Below are 21962 nucleotides of genomic sequence, written 5' to 3' on the forward strand. Positions count from 1 at the left end.
GAAAAACACTTAGGCTTTGGCCAATTTATTGAGCAAAGCGGATCAGGCTGTCGGCAAGTTTATCGGCTGCAGTTTCATAGCCTTGTGCAGAGAAGTGAACGCCGTCTTTGGCTGCCAAGCCTTGAGCCATCCAGTTTTTCATGCTGCATGCCCCGCCCATCGCATCCTGCCAAGACCAGAACATGATTTTTTCGTCATGGGCAACGCGTTGCTGCATTTGTTGTACTTCGCTGAGCAAGACAGGGCGGTTGCCGCAGCTGCCGTAGGCGGTTTTCAAAGATTCCGGAGCACCGAGGATCAGGATACCTGCGTTGGGCAGGGTATTTTTGATTTGACGGATGTAATTGCGCCATGTCCGCTCGGTAGAGGAAATATCGAGGTTGCCGGAAAAGGCTTCATTGGTACCGTAGGCAAGGATGATTAAATCGGCTTTGGTTTGTGCCAAATCCTCCCACATGCCCGGCCGCCATTTTGACCATTGGGATAACTGCGCGCCGTTGATGCCCATGGCGGAAACGGTTACGCCGCGTCCGGGTCGTTCGATATTAATGAAACCGATTTGCCAAGGCATGCTGCTGCTGAGGGTCATCGGTAGGGAAGCATTGGTATGCATCAGTTGCCAACCGTTTTGTGTGGCAGGGATTTCGTGGCCGTTGACGGTCAGGGTTTGCTCGGACCAAACCGGTTTGCCGAAAATGGAGATTTGTTGCATATCCATGTTGCCGTCGGCTGCGCTTAAGGTAACGCTGCCGCCATCGGCGCGTGCTTCAATCCCACCGAAAGAAAAATCGCTGTGTGATTTGCGGCTGCTGATGGTGTTCCAACCGCTGCCGTTGTAACGGACGGTAGCCATACGCTGGCCTTTGACAGTGTTGGGATAAACCCAGCCGATGCCGCCGTTACCCCATTTTTGTTGCAAACGGCGACGCAGGCGATCGGTGAAATAGTCGCCGGCGGTGTGGGAGTCGCCGACTTGGATAATGCGGAACTTGCCGTCTGAAGTGTTGTTGAGTTGTTGCAGTTTGTTCAGCCAGGCAGGGCGGTTGGAGCCGTAGTTGCTTAACAGGCCGTCATTGGTTGCGCAGGCGGTAATAGGGAGTGCGAGAAGCGTGAGGAGTAAGGTTTTATTAAATTTCATGGTTGTGTATCGTGTGTAAAATTAATTTTTTCCATAATTTTTCCGGCCAATAGTTTTTGGCCTTCTGCGGAAAAGTGAATGCCGTCCTTGCTGCGGTAACGGATGATTTTTCCATCTACTTTGACAGAGTCGGCATATTCTTCTGCGCCATTGCTCAACAGTTTGTCGGTCGGCAGCCAAATGGCTTGAGGCGACACCGTACCCGACAGGATTTTGTCGAGGTAACGCATCTGTTCGTTGAGTTTGGCTTTTTTCATGTAAGGAATGCCCAGCCAAATGACTTGGACATCATGTGCGGAGGCTGCATCAAGAATACGGCGGACGCGGTTGAGGTATTCTGCCTCCCATTCGGGGGAAGCGAACTTCAGGTATTTTTTACCCATCGGGAAATCCCAAGGGTCGTTAGGGCCTAAGAATACAACCAAAACGCGGATGTCGGGTTCTTTTTGCAAAGTTTGTTCGATGGTTTTCGGCCAGTCGAAGAAATTAGGGTAGGACAAGCCGGTGCTTTGTTTGCTGAGGTTGACCGATTGTACGCCATATTCTTGCTTGAGGTGTTTTTGTACGAAAGGTGCAACGCCCTGCATCAGCGAGTCGCCGGCAAAGAAAACTTTATTGCCTTTTTTCAACATGACCTGTGTTGCCGACTGATCAACCTGATTGCTTGGCTCACTGGCGGCGATATCCGTATTGTTAGCTACATCGGAAGCAGCAGAGTCTTTTTGATTGTCCGATACTTCAATGTCTTCCGTATTTTCAGACGGCCTTGCTGTTTCAATGCCAGAGTCTTCCGAAGCCAAAGCGTCTTCTGTTTCCAGTGAAGCTTTCAGGCCGTCTGAAAATTCGTAGGCTTTTTGTTGCCAATCTGCACCGATACGCCACCAAGCGTATTCGGATAAAGGCTCAAGCGGACTGTTTTCATGATAGGTCTGCTGCCAATAGGCATTGATGGAGTTTTGGGCAAACCACGTCAGCGCAACCGCACTGAGCAGAATCGAAACAAACAGGGAGATAAAGCGTTTCATGTTCTGCTCCTTAGAAGTTGGCGTAAATAAAGCCGGGAATGCCGGACGGGGCGAAGACGATAATCAGGGCTAGGATAAGTGTGATGGGGATAAACCATAGCCATGCAGGCAGTTTGTCCAAGCCTTTTACCGATGCTTCAAATAAGCGAAGCAAATACGGGTACAGTAAAAGCATCATTGCAAATGCACCCAGCAACATGAGGTCGGTCGGCAGAGGCGCGTTCCAACCTTTGTCATTGGCAAATAAGGCGCTGAACAGCATTTCCGTATCGGCAAGCGTTGCGCTGTTAAACACGACAAAAGCGAAACAAACGAAATGGAAGGTAAACAGCCAGGCAAGCGGTTTGCCGATTTTCAGACGGCCTAAGGCATTGCGGCCGACGATTTTATCGCCGCAGTTAAGGAATACCAAAGCCGCACCGTGCAGCGCGCCCCAAATCAAAAAGCTCCAGCCGTAGCCATGCCAAATGCCGGAAAGCAACATGGCAATCATCAGATTGAGCTGGGTGCGACCGAAGCCTTTTTTGCTGCCGCCCAAAGGGATATAGATATAGTCGCGAATCCAAGTGGACAGGCTGATGTGCCATCTGTCCCAGAAGTCGCGGATGTTGATGGCGCGAAGCGGCGCGGCAAAGTTTTTCGGCAGCTGGAAGCCGAGCAGCATGGCTAAGCCGATGACCAAATCCGAGTAGCCGGAAAAGTCGAAAAAGAGTTGGAAGGTGTAGCCATAAATCGCAGACAACACGCCCCAGCCGTCGAACTGAGCCGGATTTTCAAAAACAGGCGATACCCAGCCTTCCGCCAATACGCCGGCAAGCCACCACTTTTTGGCGATGCCCAATACAATCAGGCCGACAGCCAACGCCGGATAAATCAGTTGGCGTGCCTGTTTGGTGCGGATTTGCGCCAACGCACCCGCTTGTTCGCCGTCTATGCTTTTAAAAGCGGCCGCACGGATAATCGGGCCGGATGTGATGGTGGGGAAGAAGCTCAGATGCAGTAGGAGCTCGTGCCATTCAAAACGCTCTCCTTTCGGCTCGCGGTAGCAATACACCAAGTAAGCCAGCGATTGGAAAGTGTAATAAGACAAGCCCAGAGGCAAAAGGATGTCGATGACGGCGCTTTGCCCCGTATATTGTTGAATAATCGGGCGGAAAAAGTCGAAGTATTTGAAGAAACACAAAACAGTCAATGCTGCCGAAATACCGCAACCCAGCCAAAATTTGCGGATATTCTCGTTTTCAGAAAACATCAGCACGCTGACCAGGTAAACCACAGACGAGTAAACCAAAATCAGCGCGGCAAAAATAGGGTCGATACGGTAAAGCCAGCCCAGTCCGGCAACCAAAAGTAAAACGTTTTGAACTTGCGGCAAACGTGCAAATGCCCAGTACAGCGGCAAAAATGCGATAAAGAATACCGCAAACTCAATAGACAGCAACGGCATGGCAATTCCTTGATGTGTTTAAACTTTCAAACTTTTCGATTGATTGTTATTTTTTGGCGTTAAGTTTGGCACGGATGACTTCGACTACCGCAGGTAAAATCGAAATCACGATGATTGCCGCCATGACTAAGCCCAAATTGTTTTTGACGACAGGGATATTGGCGAAGAAGTAGCCTGCATAGGAAAACGACAATACCCACAACACTGCGCCGATAATGTTGTAACGGATAAACGTGCCGTAGTGCATATCGCCCATGCCTGCGACAAATGGTGCAAACGTCCGCACAATCGGCACAAAGCGGGCAATGATGATGGTTTTGCCGCCGTGTTTTTCATAGAACGCATGGGTTTTTTCCAAATACGAACGGCGGAAAATTTTGGAATCCGGATTGGCAAACAGTTTTTGTCCAAAATACTTGCCAATCATAAAGTTGGCCGCATCGCCTAAAATGGCGGCTGCTAAGAGCAGCAATACCATGACGTGGATGTTCATGCCGCCGATGGCCGCAATACCGCCGGCAGCAAACAGCAGCGAGTCGCCGGGTAAAAATGGCGTTACGACCAAACCGGTTTCGCAGAAAATCACAACAAACAAAATCGCGTAAATCCACGGGCCGTATTGGGCGGAAAGGTGGACAAGGTGTTGGTCGATATGGAGGATGAAATCAATAAGGGTAGAAATCACTAGGGTTCCCCAAATAAAAAGGCCGTCTGAAAAAGAACAGACAAATGTTTCGGCGAGAAGTTCGACATTGTAAAACCAAAGCGGAATAAAACCAATGCCGTAAGCGCGTCAAGATATGTTTAGAAGTGCAGATATGTTGCAGGTATGGGCTTCAGACGGCCTTTATCCTTGATGGTGGACGGCAAAACAACGTAGAATAAAGCCGATTTCAACCTAACCGGTGCGCCTTTGTGAACCAGCTCATCTTCGATTTTGCCAGCCATGATTATCCCGGCTTCGACAAATTTCTGGGAACAGAAAATGCCGAGCTGGTGTATGTGTTGCAGCACAAACATGGGCAATTTATCTATGTGTGGGGCGAAGAGGGCGCAGGCAAAAGTCATCTCTTGCAGGCATGGATCGCTCAGGCGCTCGATGTCGGACGAAATGCCCTTTATATTGATGCCGCCGCCACGCCGCTGACAGAAGCCGCGTTGGATGCGGAATATCTTGCCATTGACCAAATCGAAAAGCTTAATAATGAAGAACAGGCTTTACTGTTTGCCATCTTCAACCGCTTCCGCAACAGTAGCAAAGGCTTTTTGCTTTTGAGTTCCGAATATACGCCGCAGCAGCTTGTTATTCGCGAAGACCTGCGCACACGCATGGCGTATTGTTTGGTTTACGAAGTCAAACCGCTGACCGACCGGGAAAAAATCGATGCGCTCGTCAGCATGGCGGCCGCCCGTCAGGTAACCATCGATCCGGAAATTTTCGAATACCTGCTGAACCATTGGCGGCGTGATATGGACAGCCTGATGCAAATGCTCGATACCCTCGACAACTACGCCGTTATGATGGGCAAGCGTATTACTTTGCCGCTTTTGCGCCAGCTTTTAAAACAACAGGAAACCCAATGAAAAACCTTGCCATTTTCGACCTCGACAATACCTTAATCAATACCGATTCGGATCACTCCTGGCCGCAATACCTGATTAAAAAAGGCATAGTCGATGCGGCTGAAACCGAGGTGCAAAATGAAAAGTTCTACCAAGACTATCAAAACGGTTGTCTTGATATTGATGCCTTCCTCAAATTCCATCTCGCGCCTTTAGCCCGCTTCAGCAAGGAAGAATTGGCTGAGTTTCATCGTGAGTTTATGGCCGAATATATTGTTCCGTATATTTCTCCGATGCAGCGTATGTTGGTGCAAAGCCATCAAATGGCGGGCGACGAAATGTTGGTTATTTCTTCGACCAACGAGTTCATCATTACCCCTATCTGCCATCTTTTCGGTATTCACAACATTATCGGCACACAGCTTGAAACCGGCGAAGACGGCCGATATACCGGCAACTATATCGGTACGCCCAGCCTGAAAGAAGGCAAAATTACCCGATTGAACCAATGGCTTGCCGAGCGTGGCGAGACCTTTGAAAGCTACGGTAAGGTTTATTTTTACAGCGACTCCAAAAACGATTTACCGTTGCTGCGTATCGTGGACGAACCTGTCGCCGTCAATCCGGATGCCGAGCTGGAAAAAGAAGCCAAAGCAAAAGGTTGGCCAATTTTGAATTTCAAATAACGATGAATCAGGCTGTCTGAAATATTTAACCTAACCACAACCCTAATAAGGACTAAAACATGAAAACGACTAAACTCCTCGCCTCAGCCCTGTTGTTTGCCGCTGTATTCGGTACTGCACAAGCAGCCGATACCGAAACTCTGGAAGCCATGAAAGCGCAAAACGGCAGCGTTAAAACCGTTTTGATGGATGTCTTCACAACTCCTGCCGGCGATGTTGACCGCGTAAATATCATTCAATCCAGCGGCAATCCTGAAATGGACGAACGCGCAGTGAAAAGCGTTTCCAAATATCCTTATCCGCAACGTAAAACCGCATCTAAATACCAACACACCGTTACTTTTGAAACTAATGTTGAAGTAATCAACAACTGATTTGGACGCAAGGCCGTCTGAAAAACAGAAGGCGTTTTGATTGGGAAATTCCCTGTCAAAACGCCGTTTTATTCTTTAAACAAGTATAACCAAAATTGCCGTAAAACCACACGCTCCGGTGCTATACTGAAACAAATAAACCGCTTCATCACACATCATGTCTCCTCGTCCAGTTACCATTACTTCCTACAATATGCACAAAGGCATGTCTGCGCTCAACCGCAAAGTGCAGGTCAACCGCATGGCTGACGCGCTGGGCGCATTGGGTTCGGACGTTTTGTTTTTACAAGAAGTCCAAGGACAACATCTCAACAGAAGCCGCCGTACCGACTTCCCCGATGCGCCGCATTACGACATCATCGGCGACAGCCTTGATTATCATCGCAGCTACGGCAAAAATGCCGTCTATCCCAAACGACACCACGGCAACGCCATTCTCAGCCGCTTGCCACTGAAAACGGAAAACAACCTTAACATCAGCGTCAACAAACTCGAACAGCGCGGCCTGTTGCATTGCGAAGTCGTGCCCGAAGGTTGGGAAGATCCGCTGGTGTGTTTGTGTGTCCACCTCAACCTGCGCGAGCCGGACCGCCTCAAACAATACCGAGCCATCAGCGACTACGTTGGCCGATATATTCGTCCGGAAAGCCCGTTGATTATTGCCGGCGATTTCAATGACTGGCGGCAGAAATCAGCGCGTGAGCTGGGTAGGGCATTAGATTTGAACGAAGTATTTGTCGATAATACAGGCAAACGCCCCAAAACCTTCCCTTCGCGCCTGCCCATCCTCAGCCTCGACCGCATTTACACGCGCAATCTTGATGTCATCGATTCTGAAATCCACAACAGTAAAGGCTGGCAGCATTTGTCAGATCATCTGCCATTGAGTGTAACGGTTAGGCCGCATCGTAAAATGAATATGAAATCCGATAGAAAAATGTAAGGCTGAAATCTTTGTTGAAGCGCTATTGGTAATGTATCGAAAGAAAAAGTTTTTCACTCAGATATTTGAGACAAAAACAGGCCGTCTGAAATTTTTCAGACGGCCTGTTTAAGTTTATAAAAAAAGCGCAAACCTTTTTATATCAAAAGTTTGCGCTTCAAATCTGGTGGAGGCGGGGGGAATCGAACCCCCGTCCGAAAGTCCTCTACAGAGCGTTCTACATACTTAGTTGTGTCTATTTATAATCTCGTCCCCATCATGCCGACCAACAGGCCTTCAGAGAACCAGTTACCTTAAATCTCGTTTCCTGCCAAGTAACCCGACAGAAAACCAGTCAATGTAGAATGACGTTGCGGTAGCTTGCGCTACACAGCCCATTGACCAACTGCTGCAACGGCAGGCCTTAAGCGGCCAGTGCGTAAGTTTCGTCGTTTGCGACTATTTAAATTCAGTGTTTTACGGGAAATCTGAGACCCCGGTATGCCCGCATCTGCTTTGCAACCCCCGTCGAAACCAAGATCGCCCCCAGATAGGAAAAGTCGATTATACGCATGTCAGCGTGCTTTGCCAAGTTGCTGATTGATTGAAAAGGCCGTCTGAACAGCAGTTTGCTTTTTCAGACGGCCTGTTTGGCTTAGGTTTATTGATGGTAGTTTTGTAAGAAGCGTTTGAGTTTGTCCATGGCTTCTTCGATTTGATGAACGGGCGGCAGGGTAACGATACGGAAGTGGTCGGGGCGTATCCAGTTGAAGCCTGTGCCTTGGACGAACAAGACTTTTTCACGCACGAGCAAGTCGTAGACGAATTTCATGTCGTCATGAATGCCGTACATTTCGGTATCGATTTTGGGGAACATATACATCGCGCCCATCGGTTTGACGCAGGAAACACCGGGGATTTGGTTGATCAGTTCCCATGCCTTATTGCGTTGTTCCAACAGGCGGCCACCAGGCAGGATAAATTCGTTGATGCTTTGATAGCCGCCCAAGGCCGTTTGAATGGCGTGTTGCATCGGCGTATTGGCACACAGACGCATAGAGGAGAGCATATCGAGACCTTCGATATAGCCCTTGGCATGATGTTTCGGGCCGTTGAGCACCATCCAGCCTTGGCGGAAACCGGCCACACGGTAGGCTTTGGAAAGGCCGTTAAAGGTAATGGTCAGCAAGTCGGGGGCGAGAGCGGCAATGTGATGGTGTACAGCACCGTCGTAAAGAATTTTGTCGTAAATTTCGTCGGCGAAAATAATCAGGCCGTGTTTACGCGCCAATTCGGCGATTTCCAGCAGGATTTCTTTGCTGTACACCGCGCCGGTAGGGTTGTTGGGGTTGATAACGACGATGGCTTTGGTTTTCGGCGTAATTTTGGCTTCTATATCGGCCAGATTCGGGAACCAGTCGTTTTCTTCGTCGCACAAATAATGACGCACATTGCCGCCGGCCAGTGTCGCGGCTGCGGTCCACAGTGGATAGTCAGGCGCAGGAATCAGAATTTCATCGCCGTCGTTGAGCAATGCCTGCATGGACATGGTAATCAGCTCGGAGACGCCGTTGCCGATGTAAACGTCGTTGACGGTAACGTCGAGCAAGCCTTTGGTTTGATAGTAATGAACGATGGCTTTGCGTGCGGAATAAAGGCCTTTGGAGTCGCAATAGCCCTGCGCGGTTGGCAGGTTGCGGATCACGTCCACTAAAATTTCATCAGGCGCTTCAAAGCCGAACGGGGCAGGGTTGCCAATATTGAGCTTGAGGATTTTGTTGCCTTCTTCTTCCAGTTGCAGGGCTTTTTTATGAACCGGGCCGCGGATGTCGTAGCAAACGTGATCCAGCTTGGACGATTTGGGGAATTTCTCCATGATGTGTGTTCCGTAAAATTGTTAACAATGGGGGTAAATGTACTCTTTTTGCGGGTAAATTAAAAGCGTTTCAGACGGCCAAAGCTTACTTATTGCGCGCTTCGGCACGGCGAACCGTCACGCTTTTGCCGCCTATGCCCCAGTTGTCCATATCGATTTCGTCAATGACGACGACGGTTGTCTCAGGATTTTTGTTGAGAACGCGTGAGAGTAATTCGGTGACGCCGCGAATTAATTCGGCTTTTTGCTCTGCATTTGGGGCTTCGCTGCCACCGGTTACTTTGATGTTGACGTAAGGCATGGCTGTTTCCTTTTAAAATAGTGTTCACATGTTATCTTATTTTTATCAGGCCGTCTGAAATTTAATTGCAGGATTTTTCATTGTTCATGACTGCTTTTACAAAGAATTAAGTTTTTTGGAATAGATTGTTTTTACAATGCGGTTTTATTTTGGATGGATATTGTCATGAACCGTTTTCTTCAGACTTTGATTGTGGCCGCACCGATGGTGATTGCCGCGCCTTATGTGGCGGCAGAAACGCATCCGGCGCAAAAGCAGATGCAGCAGAACATTGATACCGTGTTGAAAATTGCACGCAATACATCTTTGACAGAAGCGCAACGTGTGAAACAGGTTGAGCAGTATGCCAACCGTTATTTGGATTATGAGCGTATTTCGGCTTTGGCTGTCGGCGCGCCATGGCGTGAATTTTCTGCCAAACAGAAAGCTGATTTTATCCGTGCATTCAAAGATATGGTGATTGCAATGTACTCGCATTCTGCACTGATTGGTGCGGCGGATGCGAATGTGCGTCTGTTGCCGAAGATGACGGCAAACGGCAATAAGTTTGACGTTTTCTCAGAAATTCAGACCAAAAAAGGCACCAAGTATGAAGTGGCCTACCAGCTTTACCAAAGCGGCGGTGCGTATAAGATTTACAACATTCGCGTGGACGGTACCAGCTTGGTAACGGTATACCGCAACCAATTTGGCGAGCTGATTAAGAGCAAAGGTATTGACGGTACGATTGCGACTGTTGAAGCCAAGGGCTTGAAGAAACAATAAGGCAGATTGACAAAAAGGCCGTCTGAATATTCAGACGGCCTTTTTGTGTGACGGGCTGATTAAGCACGTTTGCGGAATTCGCCGGTACGGGTATCGATTTCGACTTTGTCGCCGTTTTCGATGTAAGACATCACTTGGATTTCAGTGCCGCCGACCAGACGTGCGGTTTTCATCACTTTACCGGAGGTATCGCCTTTAACGGCAGGCTCGGTGTATTCAACTTCGCGAACGATGATGGTAGGCAATTCTACGGAGATTGGGTTGCCTTCGTAGAAAGTTACTTCGCATACGTCTTCCATGCCGTCAACGATGAATTTCAACGCGTCGCCGATGTTGTCGGCTTCGATTTCGTATTGGTTGAATTCTTCGTCCATGAAGACGTACATTGGGTCGGCAAAGTAGCTGTAAGTACAGTTTTTGCGGGCCAAAATCACGACGTCGAATTTGTCGTCGGCTTTGTAAATAGTTTCAGAAGCGGCACCGGTCAGCAGGTTTTTCAGTTTCATGCTGACTTTGGCGGAAGAGCGACCGCCTTTGATGTATTCGGTTTTTTGAACAACCATAGGGTCGTTGCCGACCATGAATACGTTGCCGGCGCGCAGTTCTTGTGCTGTTTTCATTGTAGTTTTCCAATCAAATCGGTTGTAATAAAACGCGCTATTTTAGCGTATTTTTTTGTGCTTTGAAATAAAGGCGGCAAGTTTTTCAACAGCACTTTTTTGGGCAAAAAGTCCGTCTCGCCATTTTGCCGCGCTTTGCCGCCATTCGTTTTGGTGTGCCGTCAGGGTTTGCCATGCCTGTAGGCGTTGGCTGTCGCTGAGTGCTTCTCCGTTGTTGAGTTCGTCGGAAAGGCGGCGGTGTGCCGTGGCGACAACATCCGGATAAACCTGATGCGCTTTGTCCCAAAACGCGTGCAGTTTGTCGAGATGGATATTTTCTTCTTGCGGATAGATGTGCCAAAAGAAAGGCTTTCCGGCAAGCTGGGCGCGAACAAAGCTGTCTTCTCCGCGTATGACGGCGCCGTCGGCAAGGTTGAGCAGTTTATCGAAATCCTGTTGGACAACGAAAGGGATTTTGATCAGGGTAACGTGTTCGCTCTGATACACATCGCCGTCTTCAAGCAGGGCGTTTTGCGGCACTAGGCCGCTGTTTTTCAGGCTGGCGATGATTTGTGTACCTGCAAGCAGCAGGGTAATGGGTTGGCCGGCCTGTTGCCACATGGTCAGCCATTTTGCCCAAATATCGCTTTGATAGCCGAAAAGCAGCCATTCGGGGGCAGTTTTGGCGGGAAGTTTAAGTTGTCGGCGTAAGGCTTCCGTATCAAATCCGGCAGATTCGGCGTAATCGCGTTCGCGCGGCAGGCCGCCGCTTTTTTCGCTGAAACCCATAAACCAAAAATATTTCTGTATGCCGCCGGCTTGGGGCGAAGGCATTAAGTGCAGCCTCTCGTTGCTGTCTTCTGCGCTGAGGTATTCCCAGTTGAGCCAAAGTGGTTGGTGTTGGCGGATGATGGTTTGAACGTTGTCAGGCAGTTCGCAGGCGAAGGTTTCGATGACGATGTCGGGGGTAGGGGCTGTATCGGTATCTTCGGCATGGTCGGCTTGCCAAGCGTGAATGCCGATGCCTTGATGGATATTGGGAATCGAGGCCAAGTCAGGGCAGAGTGCCTGAAGGGACGGGAAGTCGTCTGTCCATAAATGCACTTGCCAGCCGAGTTCGCGTTGTAAGACACGAGCCAGCCGCCATGAAACGCCGATGTCGCCGAAGTTGTCGATGACGTTGCAGAAAATCCAGCAGGTATAAGGTGGGGTGGTGTTCATGGAAAAATATGCCCAAGGCCGTCTGAAAATATCAGAATGCGCCGAAATAGTGGAATAAATAAACAATCAGCAAAACAATCGGGATAAACATCAAAATGCTTTGCCGTTTCAATTCGGGCTCTTGTTTGAGGTGGTGTTTGATGACGTCAAAGAGGACGAATTTAAATAGGAACGTGGCTTCGCAGGCAAGGATGATGCCGTTGATGAGGTGTTGCGTTTTGTCTTCGGGCGGGTTGAGGGCAAACCACAAAAGGGTGGCGAGCGGAATCAGGCAGACAGCGAGCCAGCGCAGAAGGATGGGTTTGGACATGGTGTGTGTGCAAGAAATAAAAAGGGCATTATACCCTGTCGTCTTTCAGACAAGTGCAAATCAGGCTATCATTCGTTTTATTTGAAGCGAACATTTATCCCTATGCAAACCCAAGCCATCATCCGCCATATTGTTCAATGGCTCAAAGATTACGCCGAGCAGGCGCGTGCCAAAGGTTTTGTCGTCGGCGTATCCGGCGGCATCGATTCTGCCGTGGTTTCCACCCTTGCAGTGCAAACTGGTTTGTCGGTTTTGTTGTTGGAAATGCCGATTCGTCAGAAATCCGACCAAGTCAACCGCGCGCAAGAACACATGGGCCGTCTGAAACAGCGTTATCCCAATGTGAAAGCGCAAAGCGTCGATTTGACCCAAACGTTCGATACGTTTGCCGATACCGTTGACGTCAGCGAAACCGAATTTCCCAACAAACAGCTGGCACTTGCCAATGCACGCAGCCGCCTGCGCATGACGACGCTTTATTATTACGGCCAGCTGCATGGTTTGCTGGTGGCGGGGACGGGCAACAAAATTGAAGATTTCGGCGTCGGTTTCTTCACCAAATACGGAGACGGCGGCGTGGACATCAGCCCGATTGCTGATTTGACCAAAACTCAGGTGTACGCGTTGGCAGCCGAGCTGGACGTATCGGAAGACATTCAAAAAGCTGTACCGACGGACGGCCTTTGGGATACCGAGCGTACCGATGAAGAGCAAATGGGCGCATCATATCCCGAACTTGAATGGGCGATGAGCGTGTACGACAGCCACAAGCCTGAAGATTTTGAAGGCAGGCAGCGCGAAGTTTTGGCAATCTATACCCGATTGCACAAAGCCATGCAGCACAAAGTCAATCCGATTCCGGTTTGCAAGATTCCGGAAGAGCTGTTTTAAGTTTGAACATTAAAAGGCCATCTGAAAACGCTGGATTAAGGTTTTCAGACGGCCTTTTATATTTTATTTCAATAAGAATTAGGAATATGCTTGAAAAACAGCATCATCAGATACCAAAACAGCGTAGCGGCCGCCGCACCCAGCAATACCCACGCGCTGATTTTGGCGATTTCCCGAATGGTGCGCTTTTGTTTGCGGCTGAACAAACGGTTCACAATCAATGCCGCTATGGCGCAAAAGAAAAAAAATCGCAAAAGCCTGCCTATCATTCCACATTCTCCCAAAAATATTGCCTTTAATCAGGGCAGGCTGTCTGAAGCCTCATGCACAAAACAAAAACGAAACGTTATAATACCCCTTTTGCCGCTTCACTTGGAAATTACAAATGACAACAAATGCCTCTGTGGGCATTGTAACGCCCCAGAAAATCCCGTTTGACACACCGCTTGCTCTGGAAAATGGCAAAACCTTACCCCGTTTCGACCTGATGATTGAAACCTACGGCACACTCAATGCCGACAAAAGCAATGCCGTCCTTATCTGCCACGCCCTGTCAGGCAATCATCACGTTGCCGGCAAGCACAGTGCGGAGGATAAATACGCGGGCTGGTGGGACAATATGGTCGGCCCCGGCAAACCCATCGATACCGAACGCTTTTTCGTTGTCGGTTTGAACAACTTGGGCGGCTGCGACGGCAGTACCGGCCCTTTGTCCAAGAATCCTGAAACCGGCCACGAATATGGCGCGGATTTCCCAGTCGTAACCGTCAAAGACTGGGTGAAGTCCCAATCCATGCTTGCCGATTATCTCGGCATTCAAAAATGGGCGGCCATTGTCGGCGGCAGCTTGGGTGGTATGCAGGCATTGCAATGGACGATTTCTTTGCCTGAACGCGTTGCTCATGCGCTCGTTATTGCTTCTGCGCCTAAACTTTCCACTCAAAACATCGCGTTTAACGATGTTGCCCGTCAAGCTATTTTGACCGATCCTGATTTCCATGAAGGCAATTACCGCAGCCATCATACCGTTCCTTCACGCGGTTTGCGTATCGCGCGCATGATGGGGCACATCACCTATCTTGCCGAAGACGGCTTGGGTAAAAAATTCGGCCGCGATTTAAAATCAGACGGCTATCAATACGGCTATGGCGTTGAATTTGAAGTGGAATCTTATCTTCGCTATCAAGGCGACAAGTTTGTCGGCCGTTTTGATGCCAATACTTATCTGCTGATGACTAAGGCACTCGACTACTTCGACCCAGCCGCCGATTACGGCCACAACCTCACGCGCGCCGTGGAGAATGTGCAGGCCAAGTTTTTTGTTGCCAGTTTCAGTACCGACTGGCGCTTCTCGCCGCAACGTTCGCATGAATTGGTCAAGGCATTAATTGCCGCGCAAAAATCCGTGCAATACATTGAAGTCAAATCCAATCACGGCCACGATGCCTTCTTGATGGAAGACGAAGCCTATATCCGCGCGGTTGCCGCTTACATGAACAACGTTTACAAGGACTGCCAAAAATGAATCTGCGCGACGATTTGCAACTCATTTACGATTGGATACCTGAAGGCAGCCGCGTACTCGATTTAGGCTGCGGCGACGGCGAACTGTTGGCCGCGTTGGTGGAACATAAAAATTGCACCGGCTACGGCGTTGAAATCGATACCGACAGCGTGATTGCCGCCATATCCCGCGGCGTGAACGTCATTCAAGCCGATTTGGAAGAAGGTTTGGTGGCTTTTGGCGATCAAAGTTTTGATGTGATTGTCTTGAGTCAAACCATTCAGGCGATGCAGAACACGGAAAAAATCCTGCGTTGTCTGATGCGTGTGGCTAAACAGGCCATCGTCAGCTTCCCTAACTTCGGCTACTGGCGCAACCGCTTTCAAATCGCGATCGGTGGCCATATGCCGGTTTCTGAACGGATGCCGTATCATTGGTACGATACGCCCAATATCCATTGGTGTACCCTTAAAGACTTCGATTTATTGTGCGCCAAAAACAAAATCCGCGTGCTTGAGCGTGCGGTCATGACGGGCAACCGACAGGTTAAACATCTGCCGAATTTATTGGGCAGCCTGGCGTTTTATCGCGTAGGTTGATTGCGGTCATAGATAAAGGCCGTCTGAACAGGTAATCACGAAAGCATGGCTTTTGCGGATAGCTGTTCAGACGGCCTTTTTTGTTAAAGCCGGTTTAAGCCTGTTTCAATTTTTCCAATAAGGCCAAACTGCCGGCATCGACCAGACGGTAGGTTTCGTCAAAGTCGCCTGTGTACCACGGATCGGGAACGTGGTTGTAACCTGAATCGGGGATAAGGTCGGTCAGTTTGAAGATTTTGCCGGGGTGGAAACCGAGCTGTTTTTCGGTTTCTCTGAGGTTGTTGTCGTCCATCACGATGATGTAGTCGAAATGTTCGGTATCGCTGGGTTTGATTTTGCTGCTGGTAAAGCCTGACGGGTCGATGCCGTGTTGCTTGAGCGCGCGGCGCGTGCCTTCGTGCATGTCTTCTCCGTCGTGCCAACCTGATGTGCCTGCGCTGGCTGTAATGACGGCATTACCCATGCCTGCTTCGCGGGCGCGGTGGCGCAGGACGTATTCGGCCATGGGGGAGCGGCAGATGTTGCCGAGGCAGACGAAAAGGATTTTGTGGGTTTTCATAATGCGCGAAAATGAGTGGTAAGGTTTGAAAATCAATGCAACACGCTAAACCGTTTTCAGACGGCCTTGGCGTGTTGCATTTTCAACTTAGTTTACATTGCTGAAGAAAGGATTGTGGCCTTCCAGTTTCAACGCTTGGGCATAAGTAGGGATGTTCTCGTTTTCGCCCAGTGGGTTGTGCAGCAGGTAGAGGTGCTCGATTCGGCATTCGGCCATCAGGTCGAGGAAGTTTTGTTGAACGATGGCGATATTGTCGGTTGAGGCCAGTTCCCAAGTGAAGGTCTGCGGAACGATTTCAAACGCGCTGTCTGTTGCGTTGAAGCTAAACTGGAGCTTGCCGCCCGCTTTTGCTGCGGCAACAACGCCGACGCGCGGGCTTTGCATACGGATGGCTCGGATGGCGTTGGTGGCAAAAACGTCCATGGCCATGCGTTGGCGGGTGTGGCTGCCGTCGGTAAGCGCGTCAAGCGGCGTATTGGGCGAGAGCGGGTTGGTAAAGAGGGTAACGCCGTCGAGGGCGAGATGCTCTTGCCAAACCTGCATCAATGGCAGGCCTGCCTGTTGCAGGTTGAGACCCAAGGCCGTCTGAATGTCTTGATTGCCGTAGCCCAGCGCGTAAACAACATGGACGGATTGACCTTCGGGCAGCGTCAATGGTTTGTATTCGAATTTTTGCAGGAATGCGCCTGCCGCCTCATCGTTTTGCTTGGCTTGGAACCACTCGCCCGGGGTAACGCTGCTCAAGTCGGTAGATTGGACGAGGTAGGGCAGCCATTGCGTGTTTTGCGTGAGGGTGCGCAGGTTCGGGTAGTTTTGCAGGCAGGCGAAGAGGGCTTCGGTAGGCAGCGTGAGCGGCAGGGTTTGTTCTTTTTTGCAACCGGCAACCAAAACAACAGGCAGGGCAAACCATTGGGCTTCGTTATCGTTTTCTGCCTTCAGGACTTCGCCCACGCTTTGAATCAGGCTGGTGTAAGTGCCGACATCGGGCGCCATGGTCATCGCCAATGAAAGGTTGATGTAATGGTTTTGGCTGAGCATGGTGCGGATTTCGGTTTGCAGTTGGCCGGCCGAAAGTTTGCGTGATGCGGAAGAGGAGTTGTGCGCCAGCTGATAGGCATTGAGCAGAAGGTAGTTTTTGATAGGGCTCTGCGGATAAGGGCGGGTATCTGGAAGAACAAAGGTTTTCATGACGGTTTGAAGTGTTGTGTTGTAAGTGTGGCGATTATAGCAATTTAGTCAGTCGGTGTGCTTGTTAATACATGAAATTCAAATGACGGCAGGGTGTGTGCTTCATTTTTATGCAGTTTCAGTGTCGGTATTTTGAGGCTGAAGAGGATGGTGCCCGATGTGTTATAATCCATGACCAAACATAATTCAGAAAGGAACAAAATCATGCGCTTGCTTCATACTATGCTGCGTGTCGGCAATCTCGAACGCTCTTTGGATTTCTATCAAAACGTATTGAACATGCAACTGCTGCGCCGCCGTGATTATCCTGAAGGCCGTTTTACTTTGGCTTTTGTCGGTTATGGCGATGAGGCGGACCATACTGTTTTGGAACTGACCCACAACTGGGATACCGAATCTTACGATTTAGGCGATGCTTACGGCCACATCGCGATTGAAGTCGATGATGCTTACGCCGCGTGCGAACGTGTCAAAGAGATGGGCGGTAAAGTGGTACGCGAAGCCGGCCCGATGAAACACGGCACAACTGTGATTGCGTTTGTCGAAGATCCGGACGGCTACAAAATTGAATTTATTCAAAAGAAAAGCGGTAGCGATTCGGTACAATATTCATCTTAAGACATAAGATAATGGAAAAGGCCGTCTGAACATTCAGACGGCCTTTTTTGATCAGCCCAACTGTTTTTGCTTTTCGTTCAACAGGGCGTGTACTTGAAGCGCGGTAGCGTAACGGTCTTCTCCCGCTTCAATCGGATCAAGGAAATGCAGTTCGACCGTGCTGGAAGGCTGGCTGATGACCATGCAGATGGATTGCCAGAGGCTGATGTCGCCGTAGTAGGCGGTGTGCGGATTGGGGCTGCTGCCGTCCGGATTCGGATAGCGGCAGAGTGCCGGAATAATCGGTACGCCTGCATCATAGGCCGTCTGAAAAAAGCTGGGTTTGAACGGCAGGATTTCACGGCCTTCGGTACTGGTGCCTTCAGGGAAAATGGTGACGGTATCGCCGTTTTTCAGTGCTTCGGTCACGCCTGCAATTTTGGCAGAATTGCCTTTGATGCCGCGGTTGCGCGAGACGTAAACCGTTTGCGCCTGTGTAGCGAGATAACCGACCACCGGCCATTTGGCCACATCGTCTTTAGCCACAAAACGGCCGGGGAATGCGCCGTTGACCGCCATAATGTCCAGCCAGGAAATATGGTTACTGATAAGCATCTGGCCGTGGCCTTCTTGCGGCGGCGTGCCGAAAGTTTGCAGTTTCATGCCGCAGGAAGCGAGCACGCGCAGCGACCATAATTGGATCGCGCGCAGTTTGCGTTTGCTGCTGTAAAAGGGAAACAGAAAAAACATTTCGGCCATGCCGTACAAAAGGCAGCCGGCAATACAGAGAAGACGGAAGATAAAACGGATTTTGGCGGTCATTGTGTGTGTTTTTTTATAAAGATTAGGCAGGCCGTCTGAAGTTTCAGACGGCCTTTTATTATGAATCGGTTTTAGGGGCAAAACGCTGCAAGTAGCGGTCGGAAAGGTGGCTGATGTCCATCATGATCAGCACATCCGCGCAGTTGAATGCTTCATCGACGCAAGGCTCGCCGCAGAACCACGCGCCTGCTTTGAGATAGCCTTTGATCAGTGCGGGTACAGGCGGATTTTCAGACGGCGTGATGCTGTCCCATTTGAGCGGGTTGAGCGGTTTGACGCACCATTGTGCCGGAGCGAGGTATTTGTCTTTCAAAGCATGATACAGGCCCGCCGCATCGTTGCCGCCGTCGCGCATTTCGATACTGCCGCAACCAATCATAAAGCGCAGGTTTTCGTCTTTCATGAATTTGACCAAACCGGTCCACAATAGCATGACTAAGCCGCCGTTGCGGTAGTCCGGGTGGGTACAGGCGCGGCCGAGTTCTACGGTTTGCGGCAGGATGTCTTTCAAAGGCTCAAGATCGAATTCATGCTCGCTGTACCAGCCGCCGACTTTTTTTGCGGTTTCTTCGGTAATCAGGCGGTAGCAGCCGATAACTTCGCCGGTTGCATCGTCAAACGCGAGCAGGTGGTGGCAATGTTCATCATAAGGATCGACATCGCGGCCGTCATCGCTTTCGATTTCCGCCCCCAATTCTTGGGCAAAAACCTGATAGCGCAATCTTTGGGCGGCTTCGATTTCAGCTTGGGTTTCTGCAAGGCGTACGCTCAGGCCGATTTTGGGGCCCGTTTGATTGAAACGGCTGGGGGACATGATGTTTCCTGTTTGAAGAAAATGGCTGATTATAGCGGATATACGGACAGATTTATATTGATTTGCTTTGCGGTAGGGCAAATTATGTCGGGTTGTTGGAAAAAGGCTTCAGGCCGTCTGAATTTGGCATGCCAAGCGGTAGAAGCGTAAAATCAACGTTTTTGTCGCTTTTTTTATTATGGAAACCTCTTTCCTGCTTGCCGGAAAAATTACCGAGCTGACGCTGATTGTTTTGATGGGCGTGGCCTTGGTAAAGGCCGGGCTGTTGAAATCGGAAAACAGCTACACGCTCTCTGTTATCGCGCTTTACCTGATCAGCCCGTCCGTCATGATTCATGCTTTTCAGATGGACAATACGCCGCAGATTATTGAAGGGCTGAAGCTTTCCGTCATGCTGGCGGTATTTTTCCATGTGGTGTTGATTGTTTTGGGCAGGTTGTTTAAACACTTGTTCAAACTCGATGCGCTCGAACACGCGGCGACGGTGTACAGTAATTCGGGCAACCTGATTATCCCTTTGGTGATGTCGGTCTTTGGTGCGGAATGGGTAATTTACACCAGTGGTTTTATCATGGTGCAGACGTTTTTGTTTTGGACACATCTGCGCCTGTTGATTTGCGGCCGTGGCAATGTGGCTTGGAAAACCATTTTCACCAATATCAACATCTTATCCATGCTGGTCGGGCTGCTGATGTTTACCTTTCAAATCAAGCTGCCGCATATTGTCGATAATACTTTGGCGACGGTGGGCGGCATGATTGGCCCGGTTGCCATGTTGGTGGCGGGCATGCTTTTGGCTTCTTTGCCGCTGCGCTCGATTATGTGGACGCCAAGGCTGTATCTTGTTGCTTTTTTAAGGCTGATTTTGATTCCGATATTATTGCTTTTTGCCGTCAAAGTCTGCGGTTTTGCCCATCATGATGCGCATGCGGATACGGTTGTTTTAATCAGCTTTTTGGCAACGACTTCGCCTGCCGCCTCGACAGTTACCCAAATGGCGGTTGTTTACGGCAAAAATGCCCAAAAAGCCAGCGCGATTTACGGGCTGACAACTTTGCTTTGCGTGGTAACCATGCCGGTGATGATTGCGTTATATCGTTGGATTATTTAAGAAAAGGGCAGGCCGTCTGAAACGTTGGCATTATGTTTCAGACGGCCTGTTTGTTATTTTAAATTTGAAAATAACTTTTATTATCAATTAATTAAACAATTAAAAAACTATACAAAGCTGATTGCTGCGTGTATCCTTACGCCTAACATTCATTCAATATAAATCTTTAAAGGAACACAGCCATGACCGACTTTACCCTTTGGGAAACCGCGCCTTTCAATTCTACGATTGACCATATCCTGCAACGTTATCACAACGTTCACCGCGCCCAGTTTGAAGAGTTGGTACCGCTGGCGCAAAAAGTGGCGCAGGTTCATGCCGATACTTTCCCTGCCGAAGTGGCCGATTTGTTGGCCTATATGCAAAACGAGCTGTTGATGCACATGATGAAAGAGGAACGCATGTTGTTCCCGATGATTAATCAGGGCGTCGGCCGTGGTGCGGCAATGCCCATCAGCGTGATGATGCACGAGCATGAAGAACACGACCAAGCCATCGCTCGTTTGGAAGAATTGACCAACAATTTTGAGCTTCCTGAAGGTGCTTGTGGCAGCTGGACCCGTTTGTACACATTGGCCAAAGAGATGGTGGATGATTTGAAAGACCATATCCATTTGGAAAATGAGATTTTCTTCCCCCGTGTTTTGGCTTCTTAAAATTTGAGGTTAATCAAGGCCGTCTGAATGTTCAGACGGCCTGTTCTTTAATTCCTTGCTAAGTTAGTACAATAGTTCTAAAATTTTAATAAAGAAATAAAATTAGGCAGTAAAGGCACACATCCGTTCTATTGTTTACTTAAGAAGGAGTTTATGAATGAAACATTCTAAAGTTTTACTATCGGGTATTCTGTTTGCCGCTGTGACTGCATGCGCCCAAACGACGGGCGGTGACTGGAGCGCCCTGCAGGATGCAAAAACAGGCGTGCAGTCGCGGCCTTATTATGAATTTGGCAATGTACTGCAGAAGATTTCTTTTAAGAAAACCGGTAATCCGGAAAATGGTCTGAAAAAGCCTGTCTTGACGGTGTATAGTCAGGGCAAGCTGTTGGGCGAAGCATATAATTTGGAAGCCTATCATGGCACCCCCTTGTTGACAACCCTGTTTTTGGTAAACGGCAAGTCATTAAATATCAATGACGGCAACGATAGAAAACTGTTGGCTGCTGCTAAGAGAATCGATTTTTACGATTTCGGGCGTAGCCGGATCGGCCATGCAGTCTTTACCGCGCCTAACGGCATCTGTCAGGATATGAAACACGGCAAAGGCGTTTCCTACAAGCTGGTTACCAACTATATTGATTTTCCGGATTATCCTTCGCCTGAAAATATCTTGATTATTACTGCGCAAGGCAAATATGAGCAAGACAGCTTTATATTGGATTCTACCGAGTCAAGGGTGACCAGTGCCAATAAAGAATTTGCCAGAAAATATGGCGAAGCCCTGAAATCTAAGAATGGCCCTGAGACCAGGCAGGTAAACATGGCTAATGCAGCCAGTGCGGAAAAGGGTAGGCTGTTGGCTGATTATGTATGTAGGTGATGAAATCAAAGGCCGTCTGAAATTCAGACGGCCTGAGACCTTTGCAAAATTCCCCAAAATCCCCTAAATTCCCACCAAGACATTTAGGGGATTTCTCATGAGCACCTTCTT

The 21962-nt window shown here is 49.3% G+C and carries 26 protein-coding genes and 1 other RNA gene; 12 read left to right on the forward strand and 15 right to left on the reverse strand.

The features are described from left to right. Positions 1-25: 25 nt before the first annotated feature. The 4 genes from ACTHSX_RS06870 to ACTHSX_RS06885 are packed head-to-tail and all read right to left on the reverse strand — an operon-like array spanning position 26 to position 4295. Positions 26-1138, reverse strand: coding sequence for an SGNH/GDSL hydrolase family protein (locus ACTHSX_RS06870; RefSeq protein ID WP_440377199.1), 1113 nt, complete (start codon positions 1136-1138; stop codon positions 26-28). Further along, entirely contained in the window at positions 1135-2163 is a 1029-nt protein-coding gene (gene patB / locus ACTHSX_RS06875) for a peptidoglycan O-acetyltransferase PatB (protein ID WP_440377200.1), read from the reverse strand. Before patB ends, ACTHSX_RS06870 begins: the two co-directional genes overlap by 4 nt. A 10-nt stretch (positions 2164-2173) precedes the next feature. Next, on the reverse strand, positions 2174-3610 hold the full coding sequence (locus ACTHSX_RS06880) for an MBOAT family O-acyltransferase (protein WP_440377201.1): 1437 nt from the start codon (positions 3608-3610) through the stop codon (positions 2174-2176). Positions 3611-3656: 46 nt separating this feature from the next. Then, positions 3657-4295, reverse strand: coding sequence for a DedA family protein (locus ACTHSX_RS06885; protein ID WP_070592086.1), 639 nt, complete (start codon positions 4293-4295; stop codon positions 3657-3659). 230 nt (positions 4296-4525) lie between these two features. Between ACTHSX_RS06885 and hda the strand changes: the two genes are divergently transcribed. The 4 genes from hda (at position 4526) to ACTHSX_RS06905 (ending at position 7176) form a co-directional block, all read left to right on the forward strand. Continuing rightward, positions 4526-5194: a DnaA regulatory inactivator Hda gene (gene hda, locus ACTHSX_RS06890; protein ID WP_440377202.1), complete on the forward strand. Its 669-nt coding sequence runs from the start codon at positions 4526-4528 to the stop codon at positions 5192-5194. Then, complete coding sequence (locus ACTHSX_RS06895) at positions 5191-5859, forward strand: HAD family hydrolase (RefSeq protein ID WP_440377203.1); 669 nt, start codon at positions 5191-5193, stop codon at positions 5857-5859. Before hda ends, ACTHSX_RS06895 begins: the two co-directional genes overlap by 4 nt. A 59-nt stretch (positions 5860-5918) precedes the next feature. Next, a complete protein-coding gene (locus ACTHSX_RS06900; RefSeq protein WP_308111186.1) occupies positions 5919-6233 on the forward strand; it encodes a TonB family protein in 315 nt (104 codons plus the stop codon). A 157-nt stretch (positions 6234-6390) separates the two neighbouring features. Further along, positions 6391-7176, forward strand: coding sequence for an endonuclease/exonuclease/phosphatase family protein (locus ACTHSX_RS06905; protein WP_440377204.1), 786 nt, complete (start codon positions 6391-6393; stop codon positions 7174-7176). 164 nt (positions 7177-7340) lie between these two features. On the opposite strand, the gene ssrA is transcribed toward ACTHSX_RS06905, so the two are convergent. The 3 genes from ssrA to ACTHSX_RS06920 all read right to left on the reverse strand — a co-directional run bounded on the left by ssrA (position 7341) and on the right by ACTHSX_RS06920 (position 9332). Further along, positions 7341-7703, reverse strand: a transfer-messenger RNA (tmRNA) gene (gene ssrA, locus ACTHSX_RS06910). A 113-nt stretch (positions 7704-7816) separates the two neighbouring features. Further along, positions 7817-9031, reverse strand: coding sequence for a pyridoxal phosphate-dependent aminotransferase (locus ACTHSX_RS06915; protein WP_003685291.1), 1215 nt, complete (start codon positions 9029-9031; stop codon positions 7817-7819). An 85-nt stretch (positions 9032-9116) separates the two neighbouring features. Beyond that, positions 9117-9332 (reverse strand): tautomerase family protein, encoded by a 216-nt coding sequence (locus ACTHSX_RS06920; RefSeq protein ID WP_250579506.1) that lies wholly within the window; start codon positions 9330-9332, stop codon positions 9117-9119. 165 nt (positions 9333-9497) lie between these two features. On the opposite strand from ACTHSX_RS06920, the gene ACTHSX_RS06925 reads away from it, so the two are divergent. Then, positions 9498-10097, forward strand: a complete 600-nt coding sequence (locus ACTHSX_RS06925) for an MlaC/ttg2D family ABC transporter substrate-binding protein (RefSeq protein WP_254321839.1) — start codon at positions 9498-9500, stop codon at positions 10095-10097. 59 nt (positions 10098-10156) lie between these two features. Here the strand turns inward: ACTHSX_RS06925 and efp are convergent, their stop codons facing one another. From efp to ACTHSX_RS06940, 3 genes are read right to left on the reverse strand one after another with little or no spacing between them, the layout of a single operon-like run. After that, positions 10157-10717 (reverse strand): elongation factor P, encoded by a 561-nt coding sequence (gene efp / locus ACTHSX_RS06930; protein WP_049351376.1) that lies wholly within the window; start codon positions 10715-10717, stop codon positions 10157-10159. A 42-nt stretch (positions 10718-10759) separates the two neighbouring features. Next, entirely contained in the window at positions 10760-11917 is a 1158-nt protein-coding gene (gene earP, locus ACTHSX_RS06935) for an elongation factor P maturation arginine rhamnosyltransferase EarP (protein WP_440377205.1), read from the reverse strand. 31 nt (positions 11918-11948) lie between these two features. Further along, positions 11949-12227: a hypothetical protein gene (locus ACTHSX_RS06940; RefSeq protein WP_440377206.1), complete on the reverse strand. Its 279-nt coding sequence runs from the start codon at positions 12225-12227 to the stop codon at positions 11949-11951. Positions 12228-12329: 102 nt separating this feature from the next. Here ACTHSX_RS06940 and nadE point away from each other — a divergent pair, with 102 nt between their 5' ends. Continuing rightward, positions 12330-13118, forward strand: a complete 789-nt coding sequence (nadE, locus tag ACTHSX_RS06945; protein ID WP_440377207.1) for an NAD(+) synthase — start codon at positions 12330-12332, stop codon at positions 13116-13118. A gap of 68 nt (positions 13119-13186) precedes the next feature. Here nadE and ACTHSX_RS06950 read toward each other — a convergent pair whose 3' ends face one another. Beyond that, a complete protein-coding gene (locus ACTHSX_RS06950) occupies positions 13187-13387 on the reverse strand; it encodes a protein MIGRI (RefSeq protein ID WP_003682450.1) in 201 nt (66 codons plus the stop codon). A 116-nt stretch (positions 13388-13503) separates the two neighbouring features. Between ACTHSX_RS06950 and metX the strand changes: the two genes are divergently transcribed. Beyond that, positions 13504-14643 (forward strand): homoserine O-succinyltransferase MetX, encoded by a 1140-nt coding sequence (gene metX / locus ACTHSX_RS06955; protein WP_311459837.1) that lies wholly within the window; start codon positions 13504-13506, stop codon positions 14641-14643. Further along, positions 14640-15221 (forward strand): methionine biosynthesis protein MetW, encoded by a 582-nt coding sequence (metW, locus tag ACTHSX_RS06960; protein WP_049329691.1) that lies wholly within the window; start codon positions 14640-14642, stop codon positions 15219-15221. The genes metX and metW overlap by 4 nt, the downstream gene beginning before the upstream one ends. 94 nt (positions 15222-15315) lie before the next feature. On the opposite strand, the gene ACTHSX_RS06965 is transcribed toward metW, so the two are convergent. Both ACTHSX_RS06965 and ACTHSX_RS06970 read right to left on the reverse strand, forming a co-directional pair. After that, positions 15316-15780: a low molecular weight protein-tyrosine-phosphatase gene (locus tag ACTHSX_RS06965; protein WP_440377208.1), complete on the reverse strand. Its 465-nt coding sequence runs from the start codon at positions 15778-15780 to the stop codon at positions 15316-15318. A gap of 87 nt (positions 15781-15867) precedes the next feature. Further along, positions 15868-16968 carry a conjugal transfer protein gene (locus ACTHSX_RS06970; RefSeq protein WP_440377209.1) on the reverse strand — a complete coding sequence of 367 codons (1101 nt, stop codon included), beginning with the start codon at positions 16966-16968 and terminating at the stop codon, positions 15868-15870. Positions 16969-17172: 204 nt separating this feature from the next. On the opposite strand from ACTHSX_RS06970, the gene gloA reads away from it, so the two are divergent. Continuing rightward, on the forward strand, positions 17173-17586 hold the full coding sequence (gene gloA / locus ACTHSX_RS06975; RefSeq protein ID WP_003685011.1) for a lactoylglutathione lyase: 414 nt from the start codon (positions 17173-17175) through the stop codon (positions 17584-17586). Between the two features lie 51 nt (positions 17587-17637). On the opposite strand, the gene ACTHSX_RS06980 is transcribed toward gloA, so the two are convergent. After that, complete coding sequence (locus ACTHSX_RS06980; RefSeq protein ID WP_440377210.1) at positions 17638-18387, reverse strand: lysophospholipid acyltransferase family protein; 750 nt, start codon at positions 18385-18387, stop codon at positions 17638-17640. A 58-nt stretch (positions 18388-18445) separates the two neighbouring features. Next, positions 18446-19201, reverse strand: a complete 756-nt coding sequence (locus ACTHSX_RS06985) for a GNAT family N-acetyltransferase (RefSeq protein ID WP_070608212.1) — start codon at positions 19199-19201, stop codon at positions 18446-18448. Between the two features lie 178 nt (positions 19202-19379). Here ACTHSX_RS06985 and ACTHSX_RS06990 point away from each other — a divergent pair, with 178 nt between their 5' ends. From ACTHSX_RS06990 to ACTHSX_RS07000, 3 genes are all read left to right on the forward strand, one after another. Further along, positions 19380-20312: an AEC family transporter gene (locus ACTHSX_RS06990; protein ID WP_003685108.1), complete on the forward strand. Its 933-nt coding sequence runs from the start codon at positions 19380-19382 to the stop codon at positions 20310-20312. Between the two features lie 182 nt (positions 20313-20494). Beyond that, on the forward strand, positions 20495-20968 hold the full coding sequence (dnrN, locus tag ACTHSX_RS06995) for an iron-sulfur cluster repair protein DnrN (RefSeq protein ID WP_003681045.1): 474 nt from the start codon (positions 20495-20497) through the stop codon (positions 20966-20968). A 157-nt stretch (positions 20969-21125) separates the two neighbouring features. Continuing rightward, positions 21126-21851 carry a hypothetical protein gene (locus ACTHSX_RS07000; protein ID WP_440377211.1) on the forward strand — a complete coding sequence of 242 codons (726 nt, stop codon included), beginning with the start codon at positions 21126-21128 and terminating at the stop codon, positions 21849-21851. Positions 21852-21962: the final 111 nt, after the last annotated feature.

The organism is Neisseria sp. P0014.S002 (assembly GCF_051958295.1).
GTDB classification, from domain to species: Bacteria; Pseudomonadota; Gammaproteobacteria; order Burkholderiales; family Neisseriaceae; genus Neisseria; species Neisseria flavescens_B.

Coding starts and splice junctions, on each gene's coding strand:
- patB (WP_440377200.1), bottom strand. CDS start 2,163: ATGAAACGCTTTATCTCCCTGTTTGTTTCGATTCTGCTCAGTGCGGTT.
- efp (WP_049351376.1), bottom strand. CDS start 10,717: ATGAAAACAGCACAAGAACTGCGCGCCGGCAACGTATTCATGGTCGGC.
- dnrN (WP_003681045.1), top strand. CDS start 20,495: ATGACCGACTTTACCCTTTGGGAAACCGCGCCTTTCAATTCTACGATT.
- ACTHSX_RS06940 (WP_440377206.1), bottom strand. CDS start 12,227: ATGTCCAAACCCATCCTTCTGCGCTGGCTCGCTGTCTGCCTGATTCCG.
- metX (WP_311459837.1), top strand. CDS start 13,504: ATGACAACAAATGCCTCTGTGGGCATTGTAACGCCCCAGAAAATCCCG.
- ACTHSX_RS06905 (WP_440377204.1), top strand. CDS start 6,391: ATGTCTCCTCGTCCAGTTACCATTACTTCCTACAATATGCACAAAGGC.
- nadE (WP_440377207.1), top strand. CDS start 12,330: ATGCAAACCCAAGCCATCATCCGCCATATTGTTCAATGGCTCAAAGAT.
- ACTHSX_RS07000 (WP_440377211.1), top strand. CDS start 21,126: ATGAAACATTCTAAAGTTTTACTATCGGGTATTCTGTTTGCCGCTGTG.
- ACTHSX_RS06900 (WP_308111186.1), top strand. CDS start 5,919: ATGAAAACGACTAAACTCCTCGCCTCAGCCCTGTTGTTTGCCGCTGTA.
- earP (WP_440377205.1), bottom strand. CDS start 11,917: ATGAACACCACCCCACCTTATACCTGCTGGATTTTCTGCAACGTCATC.
- ACTHSX_RS06980 (WP_440377210.1), bottom strand. CDS start 18,387: ATGACCGCCAAAATCCGTTTTATCTTCCGTCTTCTCTGTATTGCCGGC.
- ACTHSX_RS06950 (WP_003682450.1), bottom strand. CDS start 13,387: ATGATAGGCAGGCTTTTGCGATTTTTTTTCTTTTGCGCCATAGCGGCA.
- ACTHSX_RS06880 (WP_440377201.1), bottom strand. CDS start 3,610: ATGCCGTTGCTGTCTATTGAGTTTGCGGTATTCTTTATCGCATTTTTG.
- ACTHSX_RS06990 (WP_003685108.1), top strand. CDS start 19,380: ATGGAAACCTCTTTCCTGCTTGCCGGAAAAATTACCGAGCTGACGCTG.
- ACTHSX_RS06895 (WP_440377203.1), top strand. CDS start 5,191: ATGAAAAACCTTGCCATTTTCGACCTCGACAATACCTTAATCAATACC.
- ACTHSX_RS06970 (WP_440377209.1), bottom strand. CDS start 16,968: ATGAAAACCTTTGTTCTTCCAGATACCCGCCCTTATCCGCAGAGCCCT.
- ACTHSX_RS06965 (WP_440377208.1), bottom strand. CDS start 15,780: ATGAAAACCCACAAAATCCTTTTCGTCTGCCTCGGCAACATCTGCCGC.
- ACTHSX_RS06920 (WP_250579506.1), bottom strand. CDS start 9,332: ATGCCTTACGTCAACATCAAAGTAACCGGTGGCAGCGAAGCCCCAAAT.
- metW (WP_049329691.1), top strand. CDS start 14,640: ATGAATCTGCGCGACGATTTGCAACTCATTTACGATTGGATACCTGAA.
- ACTHSX_RS06985 (WP_070608212.1), bottom strand. CDS start 19,201: ATGTCCCCCAGCCGTTTCAATCAAACGGGCCCCAAAATCGGCCTGAGC.
- ACTHSX_RS06925 (WP_254321839.1), top strand. CDS start 9,498: ATGAACCGTTTTCTTCAGACTTTGATTGTGGCCGCACCGATGGTGATT.
- ACTHSX_RS06915 (WP_003685291.1), bottom strand. CDS start 9,031: ATGGAGAAATTCCCCAAATCGTCCAAGCTGGATCACGTTTGCTACGAC.
- ACTHSX_RS06870 (WP_440377199.1), bottom strand. CDS start 1,138: ATGAAATTTAATAAAACCTTACTCCTCACGCTTCTCGCACTCCCTATT.
- gloA (WP_003685011.1), top strand. CDS start 17,173: ATGCGCTTGCTTCATACTATGCTGCGTGTCGGCAATCTCGAACGCTCT.